Consider the following 22,479-nt stretch of genomic DNA (forward strand, 5'->3'; position numbering starts at 1 on the left):
GAGCGAGGGGCGCACGAAGAGGGGGACACCGCGTCGGTGTCCCCCTCCTGGCCGCTACTCCTCGCGGGCCGCGGTGAGATGTTCGGCGTGTTCCTGGAGGGAACGTACGCCCACGTCACCGCGGGACATCGCCTCGATGCCCTGGACGGCGGCGGCGAGCGCCTGGACCGTGGTCAGGCAGGGCACGGCGCGGGCGACCGCGGCGGTGCGGATGTCGTAGCCGTCCAGCCGGCCGCCGGTGCCGTAGGGGGTGTTGACGATCAGGTCGACCTGGCCGTCGTGGATGAGCTGGACGATGGTCTTCTCACCGTTGGGCCCCTCGCCCTCGGACTGCTTGCGCACCACGGTGGCGTTGATGCCGTTGCGGCGCAGCACCTCGGCGGTGCCGGAGGTGGCCAGCAGCTCGAAGCCGTGCGCGACCAGCTCGCGGGCCGGGAAGATCATCGAGCGCTTGTCGCGGTTGGCGACCGAGACGAACGCGCGGCCCTTGGTGGGCAGCGCCCCGTAGGCGCCGGTCTGCGACTTGGCGTAGGCGGTGCCGAAGACCGAGTCGATGCCCATGACCTCGCCGGTGGAGCGCATCTCCGGGCCGAGGATGGTGTCCACACCGCGGCCCTGGATGTCGCGGAACCGCGACCAGGGCATCACGGCTTCCTTGACCGAGATCGGCGCGTCCAGCGGCAGGGTGCCGCCGTCGCCCGTCTTGGGCAGCATGCCCTCGGCGCGCAGCTCGGCGATGGTGGCGCCCAGCGAGATCCGGGCGGCGGCCTTGGCCAGCGGCACCGCGGTGGCCTTCGAGGTGAAGGGCACCGTACGGGACGCGCGGGGGTTGGCCTCCAGCACGTAGAGGATGTCGCCGGCCATCGCGAACTGGATGTTGATCAGGCCGCGGACACCGACGCCCTTGGCGATGGCCTCCGTCGAGGCGCGCAGCCGCTTGATGTCGTAGCCGCCCAGCGTGATCGGGGGCAGCGCGCAGGCGGAGTCGCCGGAGTGGATGCCGGCCTCCTCGATGTGCTCCATGACGCCGCCGAGGTAGAGCTCGTGGCCGTCGTAGAGCGCGTCGACGTCGATCTCGATGGCGTCGTCGAGGAACCGGTCGATGAGGACCGGGTGGCGGTCGATCAGGCCGGCGTGGCGGGTGAGGTACTCGCCCAGCGACGGCTCGTCGTAGACGATCTCCATACCGCGGCCGCCGAGCACGTAGGACGGGCGGACCATGACCGGGTAGCCGATCTCGGTGGCGATCCGCTTCGCCTCGTCGAAGGAGAAGGCGGTGCCGTACTTGGGGGCCGGCAGCCCGGCTTCGGTGAGCACCCGGCCGAAGGCGCCGCGCTCCTCGGCGAGGTCGATCGCCTCGGGCGAGGTGCCGACGATCGGCACACCGTTGTCCTTGAGCGCCTGCGCCAGGCCCAGCGGGGTCTGGCCGCCGAGCTGGACGATGACACCCGCGACCGGTCCGGCCTGGGTCTCGGCGTGCACGATCTCCAGCACGTCTTCGAGCGTCAGCGGCTCGAAGTACAGGCGGTCGGAGGTGTCGTAGTCCGTGGAGACGGTCTCCGGGTTGCAGTTGACCATCACGGTCTCGTAGCCGGCGTCGCTGAGCGCGAACGAGGCGTGGACGCAGGAGTAGTCGAACTCGATGCCCTGGCCGATGCGGTTGGGGCCGGAGCCGAGGATGATCACGGCCGGCTTCTCGCGGGGCGCGACCTCGCTCTCCTCGTCGTAGGACGAGTAGAAGTACGGGGTCTTCGCGGCGAACTCGGCGGCGCAGGTGTCGACCGTCTTGTAGACCGGGCGGACCCCGAGGGCGTGCCGGACCTCGCGGACGACGTCCTCGCGCAGTCCGCGGATCGCCGCGATCTGGGCGTCGGAGAAGCCGTAGCGCTTTGCGTCCGCAAGGATCTCCGGGTGGAGCTTCTCGGCGGCCGCGATCTCGTCCGCGATCTCCTTGACGAGGAAGAGCTGGTCGACGAACCAGGGGTCGATCTTCGTGGCGTCGAAGACCTCCTGGGGCGTGGCGCCGGCCCGGATCGCCGCCATGACCGTGTTGATCCGGCCGTCGGTCGGGACCTGGGACTTCACCAGCAGCGCGGCCTTGTCGCCCGGCTCGGAGACGAAGTCGAACTGGCTGCCCTTCTTCTCCAGCGAGCGCAGGGCCTTGTTGAGCGCCTCGGGGAAGTTGCGGCCGATCGCCATGGCCTCGCCGACCGACTTCATGGTCGTGGTGAGCGTGGCGTCGGCGGCCGGGAACTTCTCGAAGGCGAACCGCGGCACCTTGACGACGACGTAGTCGAGGGTCGGCTCGAAGGACGCCGGCGTCTTCTCGGTGATGTCGTTGGGGATCTCGTCGAGGGTGTAGCCGACGGCGAGCCGGGCGGCGATCTTCGCGATCGGGAAGCCCGTGGCCTTGGAGGCCAGCGCCGACGAGCGCGAGACGCGGGGGTTCATCTCGATGACGATGACCCGGCCGTCCTCGGGGTTGACCGCGAACTGGATGTTGCAGCCGCCGGTGTCGACCCCGACCTCGCGGATCACGGCGATGCCGATGTCCCGCAGGGTCTGGTACTCACGGTCGGTGAGCGTCATCGCCGGGGCGACGGTGATCGAGTCACCGGTGTGCACGCCCATCGGGTCGAAGTTCTCGATGGAGCAGACGACCACGACGTTGTCGTTCTTGTCGCGCATCAGCTCCAGCTCGTACTCCTTCCAGCCGAGGATGGACTCCTCCAGGAGCACCTCGGTGGTCGGGGAGAGCGTCAGGCCCTGGCCGGCGATCCGGCGCAGCTCCTCCTCGTTGTGCGCGAAGCCGGAGCCGGCGCCGCCCATGGTGAAGGAGGGACGGACGACGACGGGGTAGCCGCCGAGCTCGTCGACGCCCTTCAGGACGTCGTCCATGGAGTGGCAGATGTACGAGCGGGCGGACTCGCCGTGGCCGATCTTGCGGTTGACGGCCTCGACGACCTCCTTGAAGAGGTCGCGGTCCTCGCCCTTGTTGATCGCCTCGACGTTGGCGCCGATCAGCTCGACGTTGTACTTGTCGAGGGTGCCGGACGCGTGCAGCGAGATCGCGGTGTTCAGCGCGGTCTGGCCGCCCAGGGTCGGCAGGAGCGCGTCGGGGCGCTCCTTGGCGATGATCTTCTCGACGAAGTCCGGGGTGATCGGCTCGACATAGGTCGCGTCGGCGATCTCCGGGTCGGTCATGATCGTCGCCGGGTTGGAGTTCACCAGGATGACGCGCAGGCCCTCGGACTTGAGGACCCGGCAGGCCTGGGTGCCGGAGTAGTCGAACTCGGCGGCCTGGCCGATGACGATCGGGCCGGAGCCGATGACCAGGACGGACTGGATATCGGTGCGCTTAGGCACGCTGGCCCTCCATCAGGGAAACGAAGCGGTCGAAGAGGTACGCGGCGTCGTGCGGACCCGCGGCGGCTTCGGGGTGGTACTGGACGCTGAAGGCCGGCTGGTCGAGGAGGTGCAGGCCCTCCACCACGTTGTCATTGAGGCAGACGTGGGAGACCTCGGCGCGGCCGAAGGGGGTGTCGGAGACCTTGTCGAGCGGGGCGTCGACGGCGAATCCGTGGTTGTGCGCGGTGACCTCGACCTTGCCGGTCGTACGGTCCTGCACCGGCTGGTTGATCCCGCGGTGCCCGTACTTGAGCTTGAAGGTGCCGAAGCCCAGGGCGCGGCCCAGGATCTGGTTGCCGAAGCAGATGCCGAACAGCGGCGTCTTGCGCTCCAGGACGCCCTGCATGACGGAGACCGGGTGGTCGGCGGTGGCCGGGTCGCCGGGGCCGTTGGAGAAGAACACGCCGTCCGGGTTCACCGCGTAGACGTCCTCGACGGTGGCGGTGGCCGGCAGGACGTGCACCTCGATGCCGCGCTCGGCCATCCGGTGCGGGGTCATGCCCTTGATGCCCAGGTCGATCGCGGCGACGGTGAACTTCTTCGTGCCGATCGCCGGGACGACGTAGGACTCCTTGGTGGCGACCTGCGTGGACAGGTCCGCGCCCTGCATCTCCGGGGCCTGGCGGACCTTGGCCAGCATCGTGCCCTCGTCGGGCAGCGCGTCGCCGGAGAAGATGCCGACCCGCATGGCACCGCGCTCGCGCAGATGACGGGTCAGGGCGCGGGTGTCGATGCCGCTGATGCCGACGACGCCCTGGGCGACCAGCTCGTCGTCCAGCGAGCGCACCGAGCGCCAGTTGGACGGGGTACGGGCGGGGTCGCGGACGACATAGCCGGAGACCCAGATCCGCTGCGACTCGGGGTCCTCGTCGTTCACACCGGTGTTGCCGATGTGCGGGGCGGTCATGACGACGACCTGGCGGTGGTAGGAGGGGTCGGTCAGCGTCTCCTGGTAGCCGGTCATGCCGGTGGAGAACACCGCCTCGCCGAAGGTCTCCCCCACGGCCCCGTAGGCGCGGCCGCGGAAGGAGCGGCCGTCCTCCAGGACGAGTACGGCGGGGAGCCCCCTTGTGCCGTGGGCGGTGCCCCTGGTGGAGGTCGTCATCGTGCGCCTTCCGTTTCGGTGTGCTCGGTGGTGCTGGTGGTGTGCTCGGTGGTGCTCAGCCGGTTGACGGCCTCGACCCAGGCCGGGTGCTCGTCCGCCCGGTCGGAGCGGAAGCCGGAGTCGATCTGCCGGCCGCCGTGCTCCCAGGTGACGATCAGCAGGCCGCCCTCGGTCAGGACCTTGCCGGCGATGCCCTTGTCGAGGCGCGCGCCGCGCAGCGCGGCGGCCGGCACGAAGAAGTCCGCCGCGCCCGGCCGGACGACGTCCAGGCCCTGGCCGGTGAGGGTCAGCTCGGCGCGGCTCCGGGTCCCCAGCCCGCGCGCCACGATCCGGTCGAGCCACTGCCCGGCGGTGGTGGAGCCGTGGTAGCGGCCGCTGAGGGACAGCTGGGGCTCGCCGGGGTCGTCCGGGGTGGCCGACAGCTCGGGCAGATCGCCCTGGAGCGTGCCGCGCCACTTCCAGCCCTGGCGCATCAGCCAGTAGACGAAGACGACGAAGACCAGCAGGCCGACGACCCAGCCGATCCGTGCGGCCCAGTCGGTGACCGGGGCGGAGTGCTGCGCCGCGGCCAGATTGCTCAGTGGAGGTGTCACGCCAGCTTCCCGTCGACGACCGTTGCCCGGCCCCGCAGGAAGGTGTGGGTCACACGTCCCGGCAGCTCACGGCCCTCGTAGGGGGTGTTGCGGCTGCGGGAGGCGAAGCCCGCGGGGTCCACCTCTCCACGGTAAGCGGAATCGAGCAGCGTGAGGTTGGCGGGCTCACCGACCGAGACGGGACGGCCGTGACCTTCCAGGCGGCCGATGTGCGCCGGGCGGAAGGACATCCGGTCGGCGACACCGGCCCAGTCCAGCAGCCCGCTGTCGACCATCGTGTGCTGGACGACGGAGAGCGCGGTCTCCAGGCCGACCATGCCCATGGCCGCCGCGCCCCACTCGCAGTCCTTGTCCTCGTGCGGGTGCGGGGCGTGGTCGGTGGCGACACAGTCGATCGTGCCGTCGGCGAGCGCCTCGCGCAGCGCCAGGACGTCGGCCTCGGTGCGCAGCGGCGGGTTCACCTTGTAGACGGGGTTGTAGGAGCGGACCAGCTCGTCGGTGAGCAGCAGGTGGTGCGGGGTGACCTCGGCGGTGACGTTCCAGCCCTTGGACTTGGCCCAGCGGACGATCTCGACCGAGCCCGCCGTGGACAGGTGGCAGATGTGCACCCGGGAGCCGACGTGGGCGGCGAGCAGCACATCGCGGGCGATGATCGACTCCTCGGCGACCGCGGGCCAGCCGCCCAGGCCCAGCTCGGCGGAGACGATGCCCTCGTTCATCTGGGCACCCTCGGTGAGGCGGGGCTCCTGGGCGTGCTGGGCGACGACGCCGTCGAAGGCCTTCACGTACTCCAGGGCGCGCCGCATGATCACGGCGTCGTCCACGCACTTGCCGTCGTCGGAGAAGACCCGCACCCCGGCCGCGGACTCGTGCATCGCGCCGAGCTCGGCGAGCTTCTTGCCCTCCAGGCCGACGGTGACCGCACCGATGGGCTGGACGTCGCAGTAGCCGGACTCCTTGCCCAGCCGCCAGACCTGCTCGACGACGCCCGCGGTGTCCGCGACGGGGAAGGTGTTGGCCATGGCGTGCACGGCGGTGAAGCCGCCGACGGCGGCCGCCTTGGTGCCGGTGAGCACGGTCTCGGAGTCCTCGCGGCCCGGCTCGCGCAGGTGGGTGTGCAGATCGACCAGGCCCGGCAGCAGGATCTTGCCGCCGGCCTCGACGACCTGGGCGCCCTCGGCGCTCAGCCCGGTGCCGACCTCCGCGATCGTCTCACCGTCGATCAGCACGTCCTGCGGCTCGCCACCGAGGACCTTCGCGCCGCGAATAAGGATCTTGCTCATGGTTACTTGCTCTCCTCGGTGCGGGTGCTGGTGCCGTTGCCGGCGGTCAGGGCGGGTTCGTTGCCGCCCAGAAGCAGATAGAGGACGGCCATCCGGATGCTGACGCCGTTGGTGACCTGCTCGACGGCCGTGCAGCGGGGCGAGTCGGCGACCTCGGCGGTGATCTCCATGCCGCGGTTCATCGGCCCGGGGTGCATCACGATCGCGTGCTCCGGCATCCGGGACATCCGGTCGCCGTCCAGTCCGTAGCGCCGCGCGTACTCCCGCTCGGTGGGGAAGAACGCCGCGTTCATCCGCTCGCGCTGGACGCGCAGCATCATCACCGCGTCGGACTTGGCGACCACGGCGTCCAGGTCGTAGGAGACCTCGCAGGGCCACTGCTCCACGCCGATCGGCACCAGCGTCGGCGGCGCGACCAGGGTGACCTCGGCGCCGAGGGTGTGCAGCAGATGGACGTTGGAGCGGGCGACCCGGCTGTGCAGGATGTCGCCGACGATGGTGATCCGGCGGCCGTCGAGGTCCTGGCCCAGGCCCGCGTCGGCGCCGACCAGCCGGCGGCGCATCGTGAAGGCGTCGAGCAGCGCCTGGGTGGGGTGTTCGTGGGTGCCGTCACCGGCGTTGACCACGGAGCCGCCGATCCAGCCGGAGGTCGCCAGGCGGTGCGGGGCACCGGAGTCGTGGTGCCGGATGACGACGGCGTCCGCGCCCATCGCCTCCAGGGTCAGGGCGGTGTCCTTGAGCGACTCGCCCTTGGAGACCGACGAGCCCTTCGCGGAGAAGTTGATGACGTCGGCGGAGAGGCGCTTCGCGGCGGCTTCGAACGAGATACGGGTGCGGGTCGAGTCCTCGAAGAAGAGGTTGACGACGGTGCGCCCGCGCAGGGTGGGGAGCTTCTTGATCGGCCGGTCGGCGACCCGGGCCATCTCCTCGGCGGTGTCGAGGATCAGGACGGCGTCGTCGCGCGTGAGGTCGGCGGCCGAGATGAGGTGACGCTTCATCCGGTTTTCTCCGTGAGTGAAGGAGGTGTACGGGAATGTCCGTCGAGCGGGCATGCCTGCGGGCCCGGTGTCACCGGGTCCGCACGCGGTGCGCTATCGCTCGCCGGCCGGGGCGGTGTGCTTCACGCCGAGCAGCACGGCGTCCCGGCCGTCCTCCTCGGTGAGCTGGACCTTGACCGTCTCCCGCAACGACGTGGGGAGGTTCTTGCCTACGTAGTCGGCGCGGATCGGCAGTTCGCGGTGGCCGCGGTCGACCAGGACCGCCAGCTGCACGGCGCGCGGCCGCCCGATGTCGCCCAGCGCGTCCAGCGCGGCGCGGATGGTGCGTCCGGAGAAGAGGACGTCGTCGACGAGGAGGACCACGCGGCCCTCGATGCCGTCGGCGGGGATGTCCGTGCGGGCGAGCGTGCGGGCCGGGCCCAGGCGCAGGTCGTCGCGGTACATCGTGATGTCGAGCGAGCCGACCGGGACCGCGCGGCCGGTGATCTCTTCGAGCTTGGCGGCGAGCCGTCGGGCGAGGAAGACGCCGCGGGTGGGGATTCCCAGGAGCACCACATCGTCCGCGCCCTTGGCGCGCTCGACGATCTCGTGGGCGATGCGGGTGAGCATCCGCGCGATGTCCGGGCCTTCGAGCACCGGGCGGGCGGGGAGCTGAGCCGTCGTGTCGGAACTGCTTGCGTCCATATGAAACGGACCTCCTTCTCCGCCTCACAGGACGGACGTTAAAGGACGTCGGAATTACGCGGCCCAGGCTACCAGGGGCCCTCTCCCGACCCGTCCGCACCCCTGACGGGTGAGGGTCTGCCCCGTTCCGCTTGACGAAGTCAGATTACGCTGCGTAACCTCACAGTGAGTTACCAGCCCGCGGCGGAGCCGCATGTCGATACAGCCGTCTGGGGAGTTTTATGTCCAGCGAATACGCCAAACAGCTCGGGGCCAAGCTCCGCGCCATCCGCACCCAGCAGGGCCTTTCTCTCCACGGCGTCGAGGAGAAGTCCCAGGGCCGCTGGAAGGCCGTGGTGGTGGGTTCGTACGAGCGCGGCGACCGCGCCGTGACCGTGCAGCGCCTTGCCGAACTGGCGGACTTCTACGGCGTTCCGGTGCAGGAACTCCTGCCGGGCACGACACCGGGCGGAGCGGCCGAGCCGCCGCCGAAGCTGGTGCTCGACCTGGAGCGCCTGGCCCATGTCCCGCAGGAGAAGGCCGGCCCGCTGCAGCGCTACGCCGCCACCATCCAGAGCCAGCGCGGTGACTACAACGGCAAGGTCCTCTCGATCCGCCAGGACGACCTGCGCACCCTCGCGGTCATCTACGACCAGTCGCCCTCGGTGCTGACCGAGCAGCTGATCAGCTGGGGCGTGCTCGACGCCGAAGCCCGCCGCGCCGTGCAGCACGACGAGCTCTGAACCCCTTCACCACCTGCAGAAACGTACCGCCGCTCCGGGCTTCCGGGTCGGCGGTTTCTGCATAGCGGCGCACTGACGGCGCACACCGGGGGCGCGCAGTACGCCAGGAGCGCCCCTGGACGGCGTTCTGCGGGCATGCGAAGGGCCCGGAGCATCACCCTTCACTCCGGGCCCGTTCACACGCTCTGTCGACCGCCTACTGCGCCTCGCGACGCAGACTCGGCTTCAGCTCCTTGAACCGGCCGAGGAGGCCGTTCACGAAGGCCGGGGAATCGTCCGTCGAGAACTCCCTGGCGAGCTGCACGGCTTCGTCGATCGCCACGGCGTCCGGGGTGTCGTCCACCCAGAGCAGCTCGTAGGCGCCGAGTCGCAGGATGCTGCGGTCGGCCGCGGGCATCCGGTCCAGGTCCCAGTCGACCGCATAGGTGGAGATCAGTTCGTCGATCCGGGCGACATGGTCCGCGTACCCCTCGACCAACTGCAGGGTGTATTCGTTCACCGGCGGCTGTCGGGGGTCGGTCCGGGCGTGCCGCATCCAGTCCGCGAGCACGGACTGCACATCGGCACCGCGCTGGTCGGCCTCGAAGAGTATCTGGAAGGCGCGCTTACGGGCCTTGGTGCGGGCAGCCACGGTTAGCTGTTCACCCGGCCGAGGTAGTCGCCCGTGCGGGTGTCGACCTTGATCTTCTCGCCCGTGGTGATGAAGAGCGGGACCTGGATCTCGTAGCCGGTCTCCAGGGTGGCGGGCTTGGAGCCACCGGTGGAGCGGTCGCCCTGCACACCGGGCTCGGTGTGCTGGATGACGAGCTCGACGGCGGCCGGCAGCTCGACGTAGAGCACCTCGCCCTCGTGCTGCGCCACGACGGCCTCGAAGCCCTCGAGGAGGAAGTTCGCGGCGTCACCGACGGCCTTGCGGTCGACCATCAGCTGGTCGTAGGTGTCCATGTCCATGAAGACGAAGTACTCGCCGTCCATGTACGAGAACTGCATCCCACGCTTGTCGACAGTGGCCGTCTCGACCTTCACACCGGCGTTGAAGGTCTTGTCCACCACCTTGCCGGAGAGCACGTTCTTCAGCTTGGTGCGGACGAAGGCCGGGCCCTTACCGGGCTTGACGTGCTGAAACTCGACGACGGACCAGAGCTGGCCCCCTTCGAGCTTGAGCACCAGGCCGTTCTTGAGGTCGTTCGTGGAAGCCACGGTTGCGGAATCTCCTGGACTGCAGGTGGTGGGTACCTCGAAGCCGTGCGCCGCAAGCCGTAGGGCTCACAGCGCGAGCAGCTCCTTGGTCGTGATCGTGAGTAGCTCGGGTCCGCCGTCCGCCTCGGGGCGGACGACGAGGGTGTCATCGATCCGGACACCCCCACGGCCCGGGATGTGAACCCCCGGCTCGACGGTGACCGGCACGCAAGCGTCCAGTTTACCCATGGCGGCAGGCGACAATTGAGGGTCCTCGTCGATTTCGAGTCCCACACCGTGCCCGGTCCACGCCCCGAGCCGCTCACCGTACCCCGCGGCGTCCAGCACATGACGGGTCACCCGGTCCACCTCGCGGCACTCCACACCCGGCGCAAGCGCCTCGCGCCCGGCCCGCTGGGCTGCGAAAACGAGATCGTACAGCTCGATCTGCCAGTCCGAGGGAGTGGTGCCGATGACGAAGGTCCGGCCGATCTCGCAGCGGTAGCCGCGGTAATTCGCGCCCAGGCAGACACTCAGGAAGTCGCCCTCCTCCACCCTCCGGTCGGTGGGCAGATGTCCGGGACGGCCGGCGTTCGGGCCGGTCGCGACGGACGTGGGGAAGGCCGGGCCGTCCGCGCCGTGGTCCACCAGCCGGCGCTCCAGTTCCAGGGCCAGATGCCGCTCGGTGCGGCCGACCAGGATCGATTCGAGGAGCTCCCCCAGGGCCTGGTCGGCGATCTCGGCGGCGATCCGCAGACAGGCGATCTCGTCGTCGTCCTTCACCAGCCGCTGCCCCTCGACCGCGCAGGCCAGGTCGGTCAGCCGCAGCCGGGGCGCGACCTGGGAGAGCGCGCGGTGCCGGGTGACGGTGAGGTGGTGCTCCTCGACGGCCAGGGTGTCCGCGCCGGCCGTCGAGGCCAGGTCGGCGCCGGCCACCACCGGGTCGCCGCCGCGGGTCGGCAGCACCGACACCCGTACGTCGTCGGCCGGCCGCCCTTCGGCGGGATCGCCGCTCAGCGGTCTGCCGCACAGCAGCACATCGTCGGCCGGGCCCAGCAGCAGCGCGGCGCCGGGCGGCGCACAACCGGTGAGGTAGCGGACGTTCGCGGGGCGCGAGATCAGGGCGGCGGCGCTTCCGGTTGCCGCGCAGCGGTCGCGCAGCCGCGTGCGTCGGGCCGCGTACAACTCGGACATATCACGAGCGTACGGCGGCTCCCCCGAGGCGGCCGGTCGAGGGGGGCCGCCCGGGGGAGAGGCCGCTGTCTGCGGCTACCAGTTCGGCGGGCTGGCGATGCTGCGGGCGACGACGTCGTCCAGCACCCGCACGGTCGTGGCGACGTCGTGCTGGGAATTGTCGATGATCGGCAGTCCGGAGCCGTACCAGCCGGCCATCCGCCCGTGGATCCTGGCCACCTCTTCGTCGGACAGGCGGCGGTTGCCGCTGCGCCGGGCGTTGCGCTCCAGGACGATCTCCAGGCCGGGCAGCAGCACGATCGGCAGCAGGCCGGGGCCCACATGGCGCTTCCAGCCGCCGAGGCCGACGACCGGCCGGTCGGGGAAGACGGCGTCGTCGAGGATGCAGGAGATGCCGTTGGCCAGGAAGTTGCGGGCCGCGAAGCCGCAGGTGCGGCGGGCGAGGCGGTACTGCGCCTCGGAGTGGTCGTTCCAGCCGGCCTGCGGGTCGGCGAAGCCGGACCGGACCCATTCGCGGACGTCGTCGAGGCTGATGTGGGCCGTCGGGACCCGCCGGGTGTCGGCCCAGTGGCGCGCCACGCTGGTCTTGCCGGCTCCGGCCGGGCCGATGAGCAGCACCGCGACGGCCGCATGCGCGGCGTCCGGCGCCGCGGTGTCGGTGGGCGGGCTGGGCAGCGGCACCGGGGCGCCCGGGGGCAGCTGCACATGGCCGGTGATGTCCGTGCTGTGCGGCGTGGGCGGGGCCTGCTGGGGCGCGGGCCCGTGCCAGCCCTGACCGGGGGCGGGCTGCTGCGCGGGCGGGGCGGCGGGGGCCGGCGGCGAGAGGGGCGGGGTGTGCGCTCCCGGGTGGGGCGTCCAGTTCATCGTGGCCCCAAGTGATGCCTGCCCGCGGGGCGGTGGCAGCGGAGCCCCCACTGCGTACTGCATCCGGTGGCTCTCCGTCTCGTGCGGTCGATGTGGTGCGGTGCTCCCCCGGCCCGCGCCGGGCGGAGGTGCCTCCAGGCGCCGGGACTGGCTGCCCCGTGCGTGGTGCGGTAACCCACCGGCCCCGAAGGGCCGTTGTGCCCCACGGCCGTCGGCGTGGGGTGGTACTGCTGCGAACGGTACCCTCCCGGACGCGGCAGAAGGGCCCCTTGCCCCCGGCGCTCGCAGCGTGAACGGCCGGGGGCGGCACAACGTGCCCGAGGGAGCGTCAGCCGTCCAGCTCCTCGGCCAGCGCACGGAGCGCGAGCCGGTACGAGCCGATGCCGAAGCCGGCGACCGTACCGCTGGCGACGGCCGCGAGGACCGAATTGTGGCGGAACTCCTCGCGGGCGTACGGGTTCGAGATGTGCACCTCGATCAGCGGGGCGGTGCGCTGGGCGGCCGCGTCCCGCATACCGTACGAGTAGTGCGTGAAGGCACCGGGGTTGATGACGACCGGAATCGACCCGTCGGCGGCCTCGTGCAGCCAGCGGATCATCTCCCCCTCGTCGTTGGTCTCCCGGACCTCGGCCTCGAACCCCAGCTCCTTGCCGAGCCGGGCGCACTCCTGGACCAGCCCGGCGTAGGAGGTGGCGCCGTAGACCTCGGGCTCACGGGAGCCCAGCCGGCCGAGGTTGGGGCCGTTGAGGACGAGCACCCGACGGGCCTTGCCGCGCGTGCCGTTCACGCCGCGATCTCCGCGTGGGCGGCGAGCAGCATGGCCGGGTCCGGGCCCTCCAGGACGGTCGGCTTGGCGAGGCCGTCCAGGACGATGAAGCGCAGCCGGTCGCCGCGGGACTTCTTGTCGACCTTCATCGTCTCCAGCAGCTTGGGCCACTGGTCGCCGCGGTAGGTCAGCGGCAGACCGACGGACTCCAGGACGGAGCGGTGCCGGTCGGCGGTGGCGTCGTCCAGGCGGCCGGCGATCCGGCCGAGCTCGGCGGCGAAGACCATGCCGACGGAGACGGCCGCGCCGTGGCGCCAGTTGTAGCGCTCGTTCTTCTCGATGGCGTGCGCGAGGGTGTGGCCGTAGTTGAGGATCTCGCGCAGACCGGACTCCTTGAGGTCCGCGGAGACGACCTCGGCCTTGACCCGGATCGCCCGCTCGATCAGCTCGGCGGTGTGCGCACCGTCCGGGCGCTTGGCGGCCTCCGGGTCCGACTCGATCAGTTCGAGGATCGCCGGGTCGGCGATGAAGCCGGCCTTGATGACCTCGGCCAGACCCGAGACGTAGTCGTTGACCGGCAGCGAGTCCAGCGCGGCCAGGTCGCACAGGACCCCGGCCGGCGGGTGGAAGGCGCCGACGAGGTTCTTGCCCTCGGCGGTGTTGATGCCGGTCTTGCCGCCGACCGCGGCGTCCACCATGCCGAGCACGGTGGTCGGCACGGCGATCCAGCGCACCCCGCGCAGCCAGGTCGCGGCGACGAAGCCGGCCAGGTCGGTGGTGGCACCGCCGCCGACGCCCACGATCACGTCACTGCGGGTGAAGCCGGACTGGCCGAGCGCCTTCCAGCAGTACGCCGCGACCTCGGCGGTCTTGGACTCCTCGGCGTTCGGGAGCTGGATGGCGATCGCCTCGTAGCCCTGAGAGGCGAGGTCCTCGCGCAGCGCCTCGCCGGTGGCGGCCAGCGCCTCCGGGTGCAGCACCGCTACCCGCTTCGCGCTCTCACCGATGAGGGCCGGGAGTTCGCCGAGCAGCTGCCGCCCGACGAGCACCTCGTACGGGTCGGTGCCCGCCGTGCCGCCGACCTGGATACGGGTGGCCTGCTCCGTCATGCCTGTTCCTCCCTGTGGGCGGCCTGCGGGGTCTGCCCCGCGGCCGGCCGTAGCTCCAAAGCGTCCAGGATCGCCTCGGCGACCTGCTCGGGGGTGCGCTCCCCCGTCCCGATCACGGCGCGCGCGGCCGCGGTGTACAGCGGGCGGCGGTGTTCCATCAGCTCGCGCCACTGCTTGCGGGGGTTGACGGCCAGCAGCGGGCGGGGCGCGTCGAGGCCCACCCGCTTGACCGCGTCGGCGAGTTGCACGTCCAGGAAGATCACCGGCAGCCCGGTCAGCAGCGTGCGGGTGCCGTCGTCCAGGATCGCGCCGCCGCCGAGCGAGAGCACACCGGGGTGGCTCTCCAGCGCGTCACGTACCGCCGTCCGCTCCAGTTCGCGGAAGTACGGCTCGCCCTCGTCGATGAAGATCTCGGCGATCGGCCGGCCGGCCGTGGCGACGATGTCGGCGTCGGTGTCCCGGTAGCCGACGCCCAGCCGCTCGGCCAGCAGCGCGCCCACCGTCGACTTGCCGGCCCCGGGCGGGCCGATCAGTACGACGACCGGCGACGTCATCGGATCGCCAGGTTGTCGAGGAAGGTCTGCACGTTGCGGCGGGTCTCCGGCACGCTGTCGCCGCCGAACTTCTCCACCACCGCGTCCGCCAGGACCAGGGCCACCATCGCCTCGGCGACGATGCCCGCGGCCGGCACGGCGCAGACGTCCGAGCGCTGGTGGTGCGCCTTGGCCGCCTCACCCGTGCTCACGTCGATGGTCGCCAGCGCCTTCGGCACCGTCGCGATCGGCTTCATCGCGGCGCGCACCCGCAGGAGCTCGCCGGTCGTCAGCCCGCCCTCGGTGCCGCCGGAGCGGCCCGAGCTGCGCTTGATCCCGTCGTCGGTCGAGAGGATCTCGTCATGGGCCTTCGAGCCCGGCACCCGCGCCAGGTCGAAGCCGTCGCCGACCTCGACGCCCTTGATCGCCTGGATGCCCATGAGGGCGGCGGCCAGCCGGGCGTCCAGCCGGCGGTCCCAGTGGACGTGCGAACCGAGACCCACCGGCACGCCGTACGCCAGCACCTCGACCACACCACCGAGGGTGTCGCCGTCCTTGTGGGCCTGGTCGATCTCGGCGACCATCGCCTTGCTGGCGTCCGCGTCCAGGCAGCGCACCGGGTCGGCGTCCAGCTTCGTCACGTCGGAGGGCTTCGGGTAGACCCCGTACGGGGCCTTGGCCGCGGCCAGCTCGACGACGTGCGAGACGATCTCGATACCGGCCGTCTCCTTGAGGAAGGAGCGGGCGACCGCGCCCAGGGCCACCCGGGCGGCGGTCTCACGGGCGGAGGCGCGCTCCAGGATCGGACGGGCCTCGTCGAAGCCGTACTTCTGCATGCCGGCGAGGTCGGCGTGGCCGGGACGGGGGCGGGTCAGCGGCGCGTTACGGGCCAGTGCGGCCAGCTCGTCCGGGTCCACCGGATCGGCCGCCATCACCTGCTCCCACTTGGGCCACTCGGTGTTGCCGACCATCACGGCCACCGGCGAGCCCAGCGACAGGCCGTGCCGCACCCCGCCCAGGAACGTGACCTCGTCCTGCTCGAACTTCATCCGGGCACCGCGGCCGTAGCCGAGCCGGCGCCGGGCCAGGGCGTCCGCCACCAGCTCCGTGGTGATCGGGACTCCGGCCGGAAGGCCCTCCAGCGTCGCCACGAGTGCGGGGCCGTGCGACTCCCCCGCCGTCAGCCAGCGCAACCTGCTCAACGGTGCTCCTCATGTACTGCTCATCCGCGTACGGTGTCTCCCCCCGATCCTCCCACGTCGCACGCGACGGGCGGCGCCCAGTCCAGGGGGCGGACCGGGCGCCCGCGGGCAGAGGGGACACAAGGGGCCGGACCGGACGGGTCAGCGGGCGGCGAGCGCCGCCTCGCCGGCCGTGCGCATCGCGGCCAGGGGCGCCGGAGACCGCCCCGTCATCTGCTCCACCTGGAGTACGGCCTGGTGCACCAGCAGGTCCAGGCCGCCCACCACGGCGCCACCGCGGGCGGCCCAGGCGGTGGCCAGCGTCGTCGGCCAGGGCTCGTAGAGGACGTCGAAGAGCGTGCCGGGCCGCTCGGGGACGGCGGCGGCGAGCGCGTCGGCGGTCCCCGCTGGGGTGGTGGCGATGGTCAGCGGCGCCTCGAACGCCGCGCCGGCGTCCTCCCAGGCGGCGGTGCGGACCGTGACGCCCAGCCGCTCCCCCCAGCCCCGCATCTCGTCGGCGCGCGCCCGGCTGCGGACGTACGCGGTGACCTCACCGGTGCAGATGCGCGAGAGCGCGGCGAGCGCCGAGGAGGCGGTGGCGCCGGCGCCCAGCACCGACGCCCGCTCGACCTGCCGCACCCCGCGCTCGCGCAGTGCGGCGAGCATGCCCGGGATGTCGGTGTTGTCGCCGAGACGTCGTCCGTCGGCGGTGAGGACGACGGTGTTCACCGCCTCGACCGAGGCCGCGGTGGGGCTGATCTCGTCGAGCAACGGGATCACCGCCCGCTTGAGCGGCATGGTCAGCGAGAGGCCCGCCCAGGTGGCATCCAGGCGCTCCATGAAGGCGGGCAGCGCCGCCTCGTCGACCTCGTGGCGGTCGTACGTCCAGTCGCTCAGCCCCAGTTCCCGGTAAGCGGCGCGGTGCAGCACCGGCGAAAGGGAATGGGCAATCGGGGAGCCGAGCACCGCGGCTCGACGGGTGGCGCTCATTGCTTGTTCTTCTCTTGTTCCTTTTCGTAGATGCGCCGGTTGCGCTCGTGCTGTTCGTTCGTCTCGGCGAACAGCGTCTTTTCCGGGTTGATCGAGACGAAGTAGTACCAGTCGCCCTTGGCCGGGTCGATGGCCGACTTGAGCGCCACCTCACCCGGATTGCCGATCGGGCCCGGCGGCAGTCCCTTGAACTTGTAGGTGTTGTAGGGATCGTTGAAATTCCGCAGGTTGTCGACGGATCCGGTGTCCAGCGTGCTCTGGGACTTCGCGTAGTTCACCGTCGAGTCGAAGTCCAGCAGGCCGTACGTCTCGGTGTTGTTCGGCTTGAGACGGTTGTAGACGACGCGCGCGACCTTGACGAAGTCGTGCTTGTACTTGCCCTCGGCCTGCGTGAGGCTGGCGACGGTGAGCAGCTGCATCGGCGAGTCGAGCTTGAGCTTGCGGGCATTCCCTTCCAGGTCGTATTTCGTATAGACCTGGTTCGCCCTCGCCACCATCTGCTTCAGGACCTCGGCCGGCTTCACCTTTCCGCCGACGCTGTACGTCGACGGATAGAGGAAGCCCTCCAGCGGGTCCTTCATCTTCGAGGAGTCGTTCGCCCACGACGGCAGCCCGAGGTTCTTGGCGTCGCGCTTGGCGACGCCCTTGGTCGTCCCCGTCTTGAGGTGCAGCTTTTGGTCGATGAGTTTGTAGACGTCGGCGGCCCGCAGCCCCTCACGGATCGTGAGGCCGTTACGGCTCTTGGGGTCCAGCATCAGTTCGATGGCCGCGGCGCCCGACATCTGCTTGCGCAGCGTGTACGTCCCCGGCTGCATGCTGTTCGCCTTCTTGTTCTCGCCGGCCGCCTCGGTAAAGGCTCCGGGGCTCTTGATGACGCCCTCGCGCTGGAGGATCTGCCCCATTTCCGAGAGCGTCGAACCGTCCGGAATGTCGACCTGGATCTCGCCGGACCCCTCCCCCTCGTAGTCGGGGGCCGATCCGAAGTGGGCCATGAAGAAGTCGTAGCCGAAGTAGCCGACCGCGCCCACGGCTCCGGCGAAGACCAGCGCGACGACCAGGCAGGCGGTACCGCTGCGCCGCTTGTTCTTCTTGCCGCGGCGCTCGCGGCCGGCCCGGCGCGCCTCGCGGGGGTCGTTGTCGTCGTGGTCGTCGTCCCCGCCGTCGCCCGCGAAGAACGCGTGCTCCGGCTCCGGCTCACGGGGCTCGGGGTCGGCCCGCCAGTCGTCACCGGGGCCGTCGTGCTCGTCGTAGTGCGGCTCCGCCTGCGGCGGATACGGGCCCTGCTGCTGCGGATGCGGCTGCTGGTACTGCTGTTGCTGCTGCATCTGCTGCTGTTGCGCCTGCTGCTGCAGGTGCTGGGGCTGGGGCGGCGGATAGGCGTCGGGCGTGGCGTAGTAGTCCGGGCTCGTTCCGCTGTACGGGTCGACCGGCGGCTGCTGCCCGTAGGGGTCGTACGGGTCGTACGGCAGCTGCCCGCCCTGCGTACCGTCCCAGCCCCCGTTGTACTGCTGCTGGGCATACGGGTCCTGCTGCTGGGGATACCGGGCGGCCTGCTGTCCGTCCCACGGCGGCTGCTGCGCCTGGCCTCTGGAGGAACCCTGCTCGCCGTAGAGCGGGTCCTCGGGATGCCACGGTTCGGAGCCGTAGCCCCGGCCATACTCGGTCATCGATCCCCTAGAGCCGAGAGGCGGTGCGCTCCGGACCGGCAGCGCGCTTGCGGTATCCGACCCGCCTCTACTTGCACGCGCGGCTGTTCGAACGCCGCACATCGCGCGGAACGTTACCGTACCGCGATCAGATGACCACTTCGACGCTCTCTCCCGGGGGTGCCCCCGAGCTGCGTTCGGTCTCCAGCGCGCTCTGCAGGATCACCACCGCGGCCGCCTGGTCGACCACCGAGCGGCCCTTCTTGCTGCGCACGCCCGAGGCCCGCAGGCCCTGGGTCGCGGTGACCGTCGACATCCGCTCATCGACCAGCCGGACCCCTACGGGTGCGATGTTCCGGGCCAGCTCCTGGGCGAAGGCCCGGACCTTGGCCGCGGCCGGCCCCTCTCCCCCATTCAGGGAGCGGGGCAGGCCGACCACGACCTCGAGCGGCTCGTACTCCGCGACGATCGCACGGAGCCGGCGGTGCGCGGCCGGGACGTCACGTCCCGGCACGGTCTCGACGGGGGTCGCGAGGACCCCGTCGGGGTCGCACGAGGCGACCCCGATGCGGGCGTCCCCGACATCCACCGCGATACGCCGTCCGCGTCGCATCTCACTCACGCGCGTCAGGCCGCCTCGGCGACGAGGCGCTCGACGGCCTCGATGGCCTCGGGCACCGCGGCGGCGTTCTGGCCGCCGCCCTGGGCGACGTCCGGCTTGCCGCCGCCACCGCCGCCGAGCGTCTTGGCGGCGGTACGGACCAGGTCACCGGCCTTGATGCCGCGCTCGCGGGCGGCCTCGTTGGTGGCGATGACCGTCACCGGGCGGCCGTTGGCGACCGTGAACAGCGCCACGACCGCGGCGCGGCCGCCCTGGATCCGGCCGCGGACGTCGAGCACCAGCTTGCGCAGATCGTCGGCGGAGGTGCCGTCCGGGACCTGGCCGGCGGCCAGAGCCACACCGCGGACGTCCTTGGCGCCCTCGGCCAGTCCGGCGGCGGCCTGCAGCACCTTCTCCGCGCGGAACTTCTCGATCTCCTTCTCGGCGTCCTTCAGCTTGGCCAGGACGCCGGAGATCTTCTCCGGCAGCTCTTCCGGGCGTCCCTTGACCAGCTCGGTGAGCTGGGAGACGACGGTGTGCTCACGGGCCAGGAACTTGTAGGCGTCCACACCGACGAGCGCCTCGACGCGGCGTACGCCGGAGCCGATGGAGGACTCGCCGAGCAGCTTCACCAGACCCAGCTGGGCGGTGTTGTGGACGTGGGTGCCGCCGCACAGCTCCTTGGAGAAGTCGCCGATGGTGACCACGCGGACGCGGTCGCCGTACTTCTCGCCGAACTCGGCGATGGCGCCCTGCTTCTTGGCGTCGTCCATGCTCATGACCTCGGCGTGGACGTCGAGCTCACGGGCGAGCACATCGTTGATCTTCTGCTCGACGTCGGTCAGCACCGTGCCGGGCACGGCGGCCGGCGAGCCGAAGTCGAAGCGGAAGCGGCCCGGGGAGTTCTCCGAACCGGCCTGGGCGGCCGTCGGGCCGAGGGCGTCGCGCAGCGCCTGGTGGGTGAGGTGGGTGGCACTGTGGGCGCGGGCGATGGCCCGCCGGCGGGTGACGTCGATGGCGGCGTACGCGGCGGAGCCGAGCACCACCTCGCCGACCTGGACGACGCCCTTGTGGACCGTGACGCCGGGCACCGGCTGCTGGACGTCGCGGACCTCGACGACGGCGCCGGAGTCCAGCTTGATCCGGCCGGTGTCGGCGAGCTGGCCGCCGCCCTCGGCGTAGAAGGGGGTGCGGTCCAGGACGACCTCGACCTCGTCGCCCTCGTGGGCGGCGGGCGCCGGGGCACCGTTGACCAGCAGACCCACGACGGTGGACTCGCCCTCGGTGGCGCCGTAGCCGGTGAACTCCGTGGCGCCGGACTTGTCGGCGACCTCGCGGTAGGCGGACAGGTCGGCGTGGCCGCTCTTCTTGGCCTGGGCGTCGGCCTTGGCGCGGTCCCGCTGCTCCTTCATCAGGCGGCGGAAGCCGTCCTCGTCCACCGAAAGGCCCTGTTCGGCGGCCATTTCGAGGGTGAGGTCGATCGGGAAGCCCCAGGTGTCGTGGAGCAGGAAGGCCTTGTCGCCGGGCAGGACCGTGCCGCCGGAGGACTTGGTGTCGGTGACGGCGCTGTCGAGGATGTTGGTGCCGGCCTTCAGCGTCTTGACGAAGGCGGCCTCCTCGGCGAGGGCGACCGTCTCGATGCGGCGGCGGTCCTCCAGCAGCTCCGGGTACTGCTGGCCCATGGTCTTGATGACCACGTCCATCAGCTCGCCGATGACCAGCCCGCCGGCACCGAGCAGGCGCATGTTGCGGATGGCGCGGCGCATGATGCGGCGCAGGACGTAGCCGCGGCCCTCGTTGCCGGGGGTGACGCCGTCGCCGATGAGCATCGTGGACGTACGGATGTGGTCGGCGACGACGCGCAGCGAGACGTCGGAGTCGTGCGAGTCGCCGTAGTGGACGCCGGAGAGCTCGGTGGCCTTGTCGATGACGACACGGAGGGTGTCCGTCTCGTACATGTTCGGGACGTCCTGCAGGATCATCGCCAGGCGCTCGAGGCCGAGGCCGGTGTCGATGTTCTTGCTGGGCAGCTCGCCGAGGATCTCGAAGTCCTCCTTGCCCGTGCCCGCACCCCGCTCGTACTGCATGAAGACCAGGTTCCAGATCTCCACGTACCGCTCGTCGTTGACGGCCGGGCCGCCCTCGACGCCGAAGTCCGGACCGCGGTCGTAGTTGATCTCGGAGCACGGACCGCACGGGCCCGGGACGCCCATGGACCAGTAGTTCTCGGTCTTGCCCAGGCGCTGGATGCGCTCCTTGGGCACCCCGACCACCTCGTGCCAGATGCGCTCGGCCTCGTCGTCGTCGAGGTAGACGGTGATCCAGAGCTTCTCCGGGTCGAGCCCGTAGCCGCCGTCGGCCTGCGAGCCGGTCAGCAGCTCCCAGGCGTGCTTGATGGCGCCTTCCTTGAAGTAGTCGCCGAAGGAGAAGTTGCCGCACATCTGGAAGAACGTGCCGTGCCGGGTGGTCTTGCCGACCTCTTCGATGTCCGGCGTGCGGACGCACTTCTGGACGCTGGTGGCGCGCGGAGCGGGCGGCTTGACCTCGCCGAGGAAGTACGGCTTGAAGGGGACCATGCCCGCGTTGACGAGCAGCAGCGTCGGGTCGTCCGCGATGAGCGACGCCGACGGCACGACGGTGTGCCCACGCTCTTCGAAGAAGCGCAGCCAGCGGCGGCGGATTTCAGCCGACTCCATCAGTGGTCCTCATTTCCAGTCGGTCCGGTCAGACCGGTGTGTCCGGTTGTTCTCGTGGTGCGGTACTGCGGTTCGAGCACCGCGCGGCGCGGGGCGGGCAGCTCGCGCACCTCGCCCGTCTCGCCGAGGCCCAGTGCCTCGTGCAACTGCTCTTCACGGTCCGACATTCCGGTCCGTACGTCCAATGCAAATTGGCGCAGCCGGTGTCCGGTCTCGACGGCCTTGTCCGCGGCCTGGGCGGCGAGACTGTCGGGCTGCAGCTTGCGCAGCTTGCGGTGGACCTTGTTGGTGGCCCACACGCCGGCGGCGGCGCCGGTGGTGAACCAGAATGCGCGGCGGAACATCGCTGTGATCAGTCCTTGGAGCGACGGTTGCGGCGCCCGCCGCGGCGGGCGCCGGGCAGGATGCGGCCGGGGACGACGGTGCGCTGTGCGCGCGCGGCGGGGGCTGCCTCGCCCTTCTTGCCGATCGCGCTGCGCACGCCGTAGCCGAACGCCGCCACCTTGACCAGCGGGCCCCCGAAGGCGGAGGACACGGTCGAGGAGAGCGCGGAGGCGTTGGCGGTGACCTCCTGGACGTCGGCGGCGATGGCGTCGACGCGGGCCAGCTGGGTGTGCGCGGAGCGGACGGTCGCGGAGGCGTCGGCGAGGAGCGGCACGGCTTGTTCGGACACCTCGGCCACCATCTTGGTGGTCGCCTTGAGGGTCTGCGCGAGTCTCACCAGCACGAGGGCGAGGAACGACACAAGGATGGCCCAGAAGACGGCCACGAGGATCCCGGCCACCTCTCCACCGGACACGTTGGCACCACTCTCCGACTGGTTTGGTCTGGGCTCGTTCCCGCTCGGCTGTCCCGCTCGAACGGCAACCTCGACCTTATCGCGCCGTGACTGTCCGTCCGTACCCCGTTCCCCGTGCGGCGCAGCCG

At 71.0% G+C, this 22,479-nt stretch carries 21 protein-coding genes; 1 reads left to right on the forward strand and 20 read right to left on the reverse strand.

What is annotated here, in order from left to right:
* Positions 1-54 precede the first annotated feature (54 nt).
* From carB to pyrR, 6 genes are all read right to left on the reverse strand, one after another.
* Positions 55-3,366, reverse strand: a complete 3,312-nt coding sequence (gene carB / locus Scani_RS23785) for a carbamoyl-phosphate synthase large subunit (protein WP_159479664.1) — start codon at positions 3,364-3,366, stop codon at positions 55-57.
* The gene (gene carA / locus Scani_RS23790) at positions 3,359-4,513 is read right to left on the reverse strand and encodes a glutamine-hydrolyzing carbamoyl-phosphate synthase small subunit (RefSeq protein ID WP_159479674.1); all 1,155 of its coding nucleotides are present in this window, start codon (positions 4,511-4,513) and stop codon (positions 3,359-3,361) included. Before carA ends, carB begins: the two co-directional genes overlap by 8 nt.
* Positions 4,510-5,106, reverse strand: coding sequence for a PH-like domain-containing protein (locus Scani_RS23795; RefSeq protein WP_159479676.1), 597 nt, complete (start codon positions 5,104-5,106; stop codon positions 4,510-4,512). Before Scani_RS23795 ends, carA begins: the two co-directional genes overlap by 4 nt.
* Entirely contained in the window at positions 5,103-6,389 is a 1,287-nt protein-coding gene (locus Scani_RS23800; protein WP_159479678.1) for a dihydroorotase, read from the reverse strand. The genes Scani_RS23795 and Scani_RS23800 overlap by 4 nt, the downstream gene beginning before the upstream one ends.
* Before the next feature lie 2 nt (positions 6,390-6,391).
* Positions 6,392-7,387 (reverse strand): aspartate carbamoyltransferase catalytic subunit, encoded by a 996-nt coding sequence (locus tag Scani_RS23805; RefSeq protein ID WP_159479680.1) that lies wholly within the window; start codon positions 7,385-7,387, stop codon positions 6,392-6,394.
* Positions 7,388-7,480: 93 nt separating this feature from the next.
* Complete coding sequence (gene pyrR, locus Scani_RS23810) at positions 7,481-8,071, reverse strand: bifunctional pyr operon transcriptional regulator/uracil phosphoribosyltransferase PyrR (RefSeq protein ID WP_159479682.1); 591 nt, start codon at positions 8,069-8,071, stop codon at positions 7,481-7,483.
* A 221-nt stretch (positions 8,072-8,292) separates the two neighbouring features.
* Between pyrR and bldD the strand changes: the two genes are divergently transcribed.
* On the forward strand, positions 8,293-8,793 hold the full coding sequence (gene bldD, locus Scani_RS23815) for a transcriptional regulator BldD (RefSeq protein WP_030076442.1): 501 nt from the start codon (positions 8,293-8,295) through the stop codon (positions 8,791-8,793).
* A gap of 196 nt (positions 8,794-8,989) precedes the next feature.
* Here the strand turns inward: bldD and nusB are convergent, their stop codons facing one another.
* The 14 genes from nusB to Scani_RS23885 form a co-directional block, all read right to left on the reverse strand.
* Positions 8,990-9,424, reverse strand: coding sequence for a transcription antitermination factor NusB (gene nusB / locus Scani_RS23820; RefSeq protein ID WP_159479684.1), 435 nt, complete (start codon positions 9,422-9,424; stop codon positions 8,990-8,992).
* Positions 9,425-9,426: 2 nt separating this feature from the next.
* Positions 9,427-9,993, reverse strand: coding sequence for an elongation factor P (efp, locus tag Scani_RS23825; protein ID WP_159479686.1), 567 nt, complete (start codon positions 9,991-9,993; stop codon positions 9,427-9,429).
* 66 nt (positions 9,994-10,059) lie between these two features.
* Entirely contained in the window at positions 10,060-11,166 is a 1,107-nt protein-coding gene (locus tag Scani_RS23830) for an aminopeptidase P family protein (RefSeq protein WP_159479688.1), read from the reverse strand.
* Positions 11,167-11,241: 75 nt separating this feature from the next.
* Positions 11,242-12,093: a Pro-rich N-terminal domain-containing protein gene (locus Scani_RS23835; protein ID WP_159479690.1), complete on the reverse strand. Its 852-nt coding sequence runs from the start codon at positions 12,091-12,093 to the stop codon at positions 11,242-11,244.
* A gap of 265 nt (positions 12,094-12,358) precedes the next feature.
* A complete protein-coding gene (gene aroQ / locus Scani_RS23840; RefSeq protein ID WP_159479692.1) occupies positions 12,359-12,817 on the reverse strand; it encodes a type II 3-dehydroquinate dehydratase in 459 nt (152 codons plus the stop codon).
* Positions 12,814-13,905 (reverse strand): 3-dehydroquinate synthase, encoded by a 1,092-nt coding sequence (gene aroB / locus Scani_RS23845; protein ID WP_159479693.1) that lies wholly within the window; start codon positions 13,903-13,905, stop codon positions 12,814-12,816. The genes aroQ and aroB overlap by 4 nt, the downstream gene beginning before the upstream one ends.
* The gene (locus Scani_RS23850) at positions 13,902-14,459 is read right to left on the reverse strand and encodes a shikimate kinase (RefSeq protein WP_159479695.1); all 558 of its coding nucleotides are present in this window, start codon (positions 14,457-14,459) and stop codon (positions 13,902-13,904) included. The genes aroB and Scani_RS23850 overlap by 4 nt, the downstream gene beginning before the upstream one ends.
* Positions 14,456-15,640, reverse strand: coding sequence for a chorismate synthase (aroC, locus tag Scani_RS23855; RefSeq protein WP_159479697.1), 1,185 nt, complete (start codon positions 15,638-15,640; stop codon positions 14,456-14,458). The genes Scani_RS23850 and aroC overlap by 4 nt, the downstream gene beginning before the upstream one ends.
* 141 nt (positions 15,641-15,781) lie before the next feature.
* The gene (locus Scani_RS23860) at positions 15,782-16,609 is read right to left on the reverse strand and encodes a shikimate dehydrogenase (RefSeq protein WP_159479699.1); all 828 of its coding nucleotides are present in this window, start codon (positions 16,607-16,609) and stop codon (positions 15,782-15,784) included.
* Entirely contained in the window at positions 16,606-18,276 is a 1,671-nt protein-coding gene (mltG, locus tag Scani_RS23865) for an endolytic transglycosylase MltG (RefSeq protein ID WP_159479701.1), read from the reverse strand. Before mltG ends, Scani_RS23860 begins: the two co-directional genes overlap by 4 nt.
* Before the next feature lie 127 nt (positions 18,277-18,403).
* Complete coding sequence (gene ruvX / locus Scani_RS23870; RefSeq protein ID WP_159482340.1) at positions 18,404-18,868, reverse strand: Holliday junction resolvase RuvX; 465 nt, start codon at positions 18,866-18,868, stop codon at positions 18,404-18,406.
* Positions 18,869-18,882: 14 nt separating this feature from the next.
* Positions 18,883-21,552: an alanine--tRNA ligase gene (alaS, locus tag Scani_RS23875; RefSeq protein WP_159479703.1), complete on the reverse strand. Its 2,670-nt coding sequence runs from the start codon at positions 21,550-21,552 to the stop codon at positions 18,883-18,885.
* On the reverse strand, positions 21,552-21,896 hold the full coding sequence (locus tag Scani_RS23880; protein ID WP_159479705.1) for a DUF6167 family protein: 345 nt from the start codon (positions 21,894-21,896) through the stop codon (positions 21,552-21,554). The genes alaS and Scani_RS23880 overlap by 1 nt, the downstream gene beginning before the upstream one ends.
* A gap of 8 nt (positions 21,897-21,904) precedes the next feature.
* On the reverse strand, positions 21,905-22,351 hold the full coding sequence (locus Scani_RS23885) for a DUF948 domain-containing protein (protein WP_246296127.1): 447 nt from the start codon (positions 22,349-22,351) through the stop codon (positions 21,905-21,907).
* Positions 22,352-22,479: the final 128 nt, after the last annotated feature.

This window comes from Streptomyces caniferus, assembly GCF_009811555.1.
GTDB classification, from domain to species: domain Bacteria; phylum Actinomycetota; class Actinomycetes; order Streptomycetales; family Streptomycetaceae; genus Streptomyces; species Streptomyces caniferus.

What these genes read in the sequence shown, in the direction of transcription:
- carA (WP_159479674.1), bottom strand. Translation starts at nt 4,513, where the DNA reads ATGACGACCTCCACCAGGGGCACCGCCCACGGCACAAGGGGGCTCCCC.
- Scani_RS23800 (WP_159479678.1), bottom strand. Translation starts at nt 6,389, where the DNA reads ATGAGCAAGATCCTTATTCGCGGCGCGAAGGTCCTCGGTGGCGAGCCG.
- Scani_RS23805 (WP_159479680.1), bottom strand. Translation starts at nt 7,387, where the DNA reads ATGAAGCGTCACCTCATCTCGGCCGCCGACCTCACGCGCGACGACGCC.
- pyrR (WP_159479682.1), bottom strand. Translation starts at nt 8,071, where the DNA reads ATGGACGCAAGCAGTTCCGACACGACGGCTCAGCTCCCCGCCCGCCCG.
- bldD (WP_030076442.1), top strand. Translation starts at nt 8,293, where the DNA reads ATGTCCAGCGAATACGCCAAACAGCTCGGGGCCAAGCTCCGCGCCATC.
- Scani_RS23830 (WP_159479688.1), bottom strand. Translation starts at nt 11,166, where the DNA reads ATGTCCGAGTTGTACGCGGCCCGACGCACGCGGCTGCGCGACCGCTGC.
- Scani_RS23835 (WP_159479690.1), bottom strand. Translation starts at nt 12,093, where the DNA reads ATGCAGTACGCAGTGGGGGCTCCGCTGCCACCGCCCCGCGGGCAGGCA.
- aroB (WP_159479693.1), bottom strand. Translation starts at nt 13,905, where the DNA reads ATGACGGAGCAGGCCACCCGTATCCAGGTCGGCGGCACGGCGGGCACC.
- Scani_RS23850 (WP_159479695.1), bottom strand. Translation starts at nt 14,459, where the DNA reads ATGACGTCGCCGGTCGTCGTACTGATCGGCCCGCCCGGGGCCGGCAAG.
- Scani_RS23860 (WP_159479699.1), bottom strand. Translation starts at nt 16,609, where the DNA reads ATGAGCGCCACCCGTCGAGCCGCGGTGCTCGGCTCCCCGATTGCCCAT.
- mltG (WP_159479701.1), bottom strand. Translation starts at nt 18,276, where the DNA reads ATGACCGAGTATGGCCGGGGCTACGGCTCCGAACCGTGGCATCCCGAG.
- ruvX (WP_159482340.1), bottom strand. Translation starts at nt 18,868, where the DNA reads ATGCGACGCGGACGGCGTATCGCGGTGGATGTCGGGGACGCCCGCATC.
- alaS (WP_159479703.1), bottom strand. Translation starts at nt 21,552, where the DNA reads ATGGAGTCGGCTGAAATCCGCCGCCGCTGGCTGCGCTTCTTCGAAGAG.
- Scani_RS23880 (WP_159479705.1), bottom strand. Translation starts at nt 21,896, where the DNA reads ATGTTCCGCCGCGCATTCTGGTTCACCACCGGCGCCGCCGCCGGCGTG.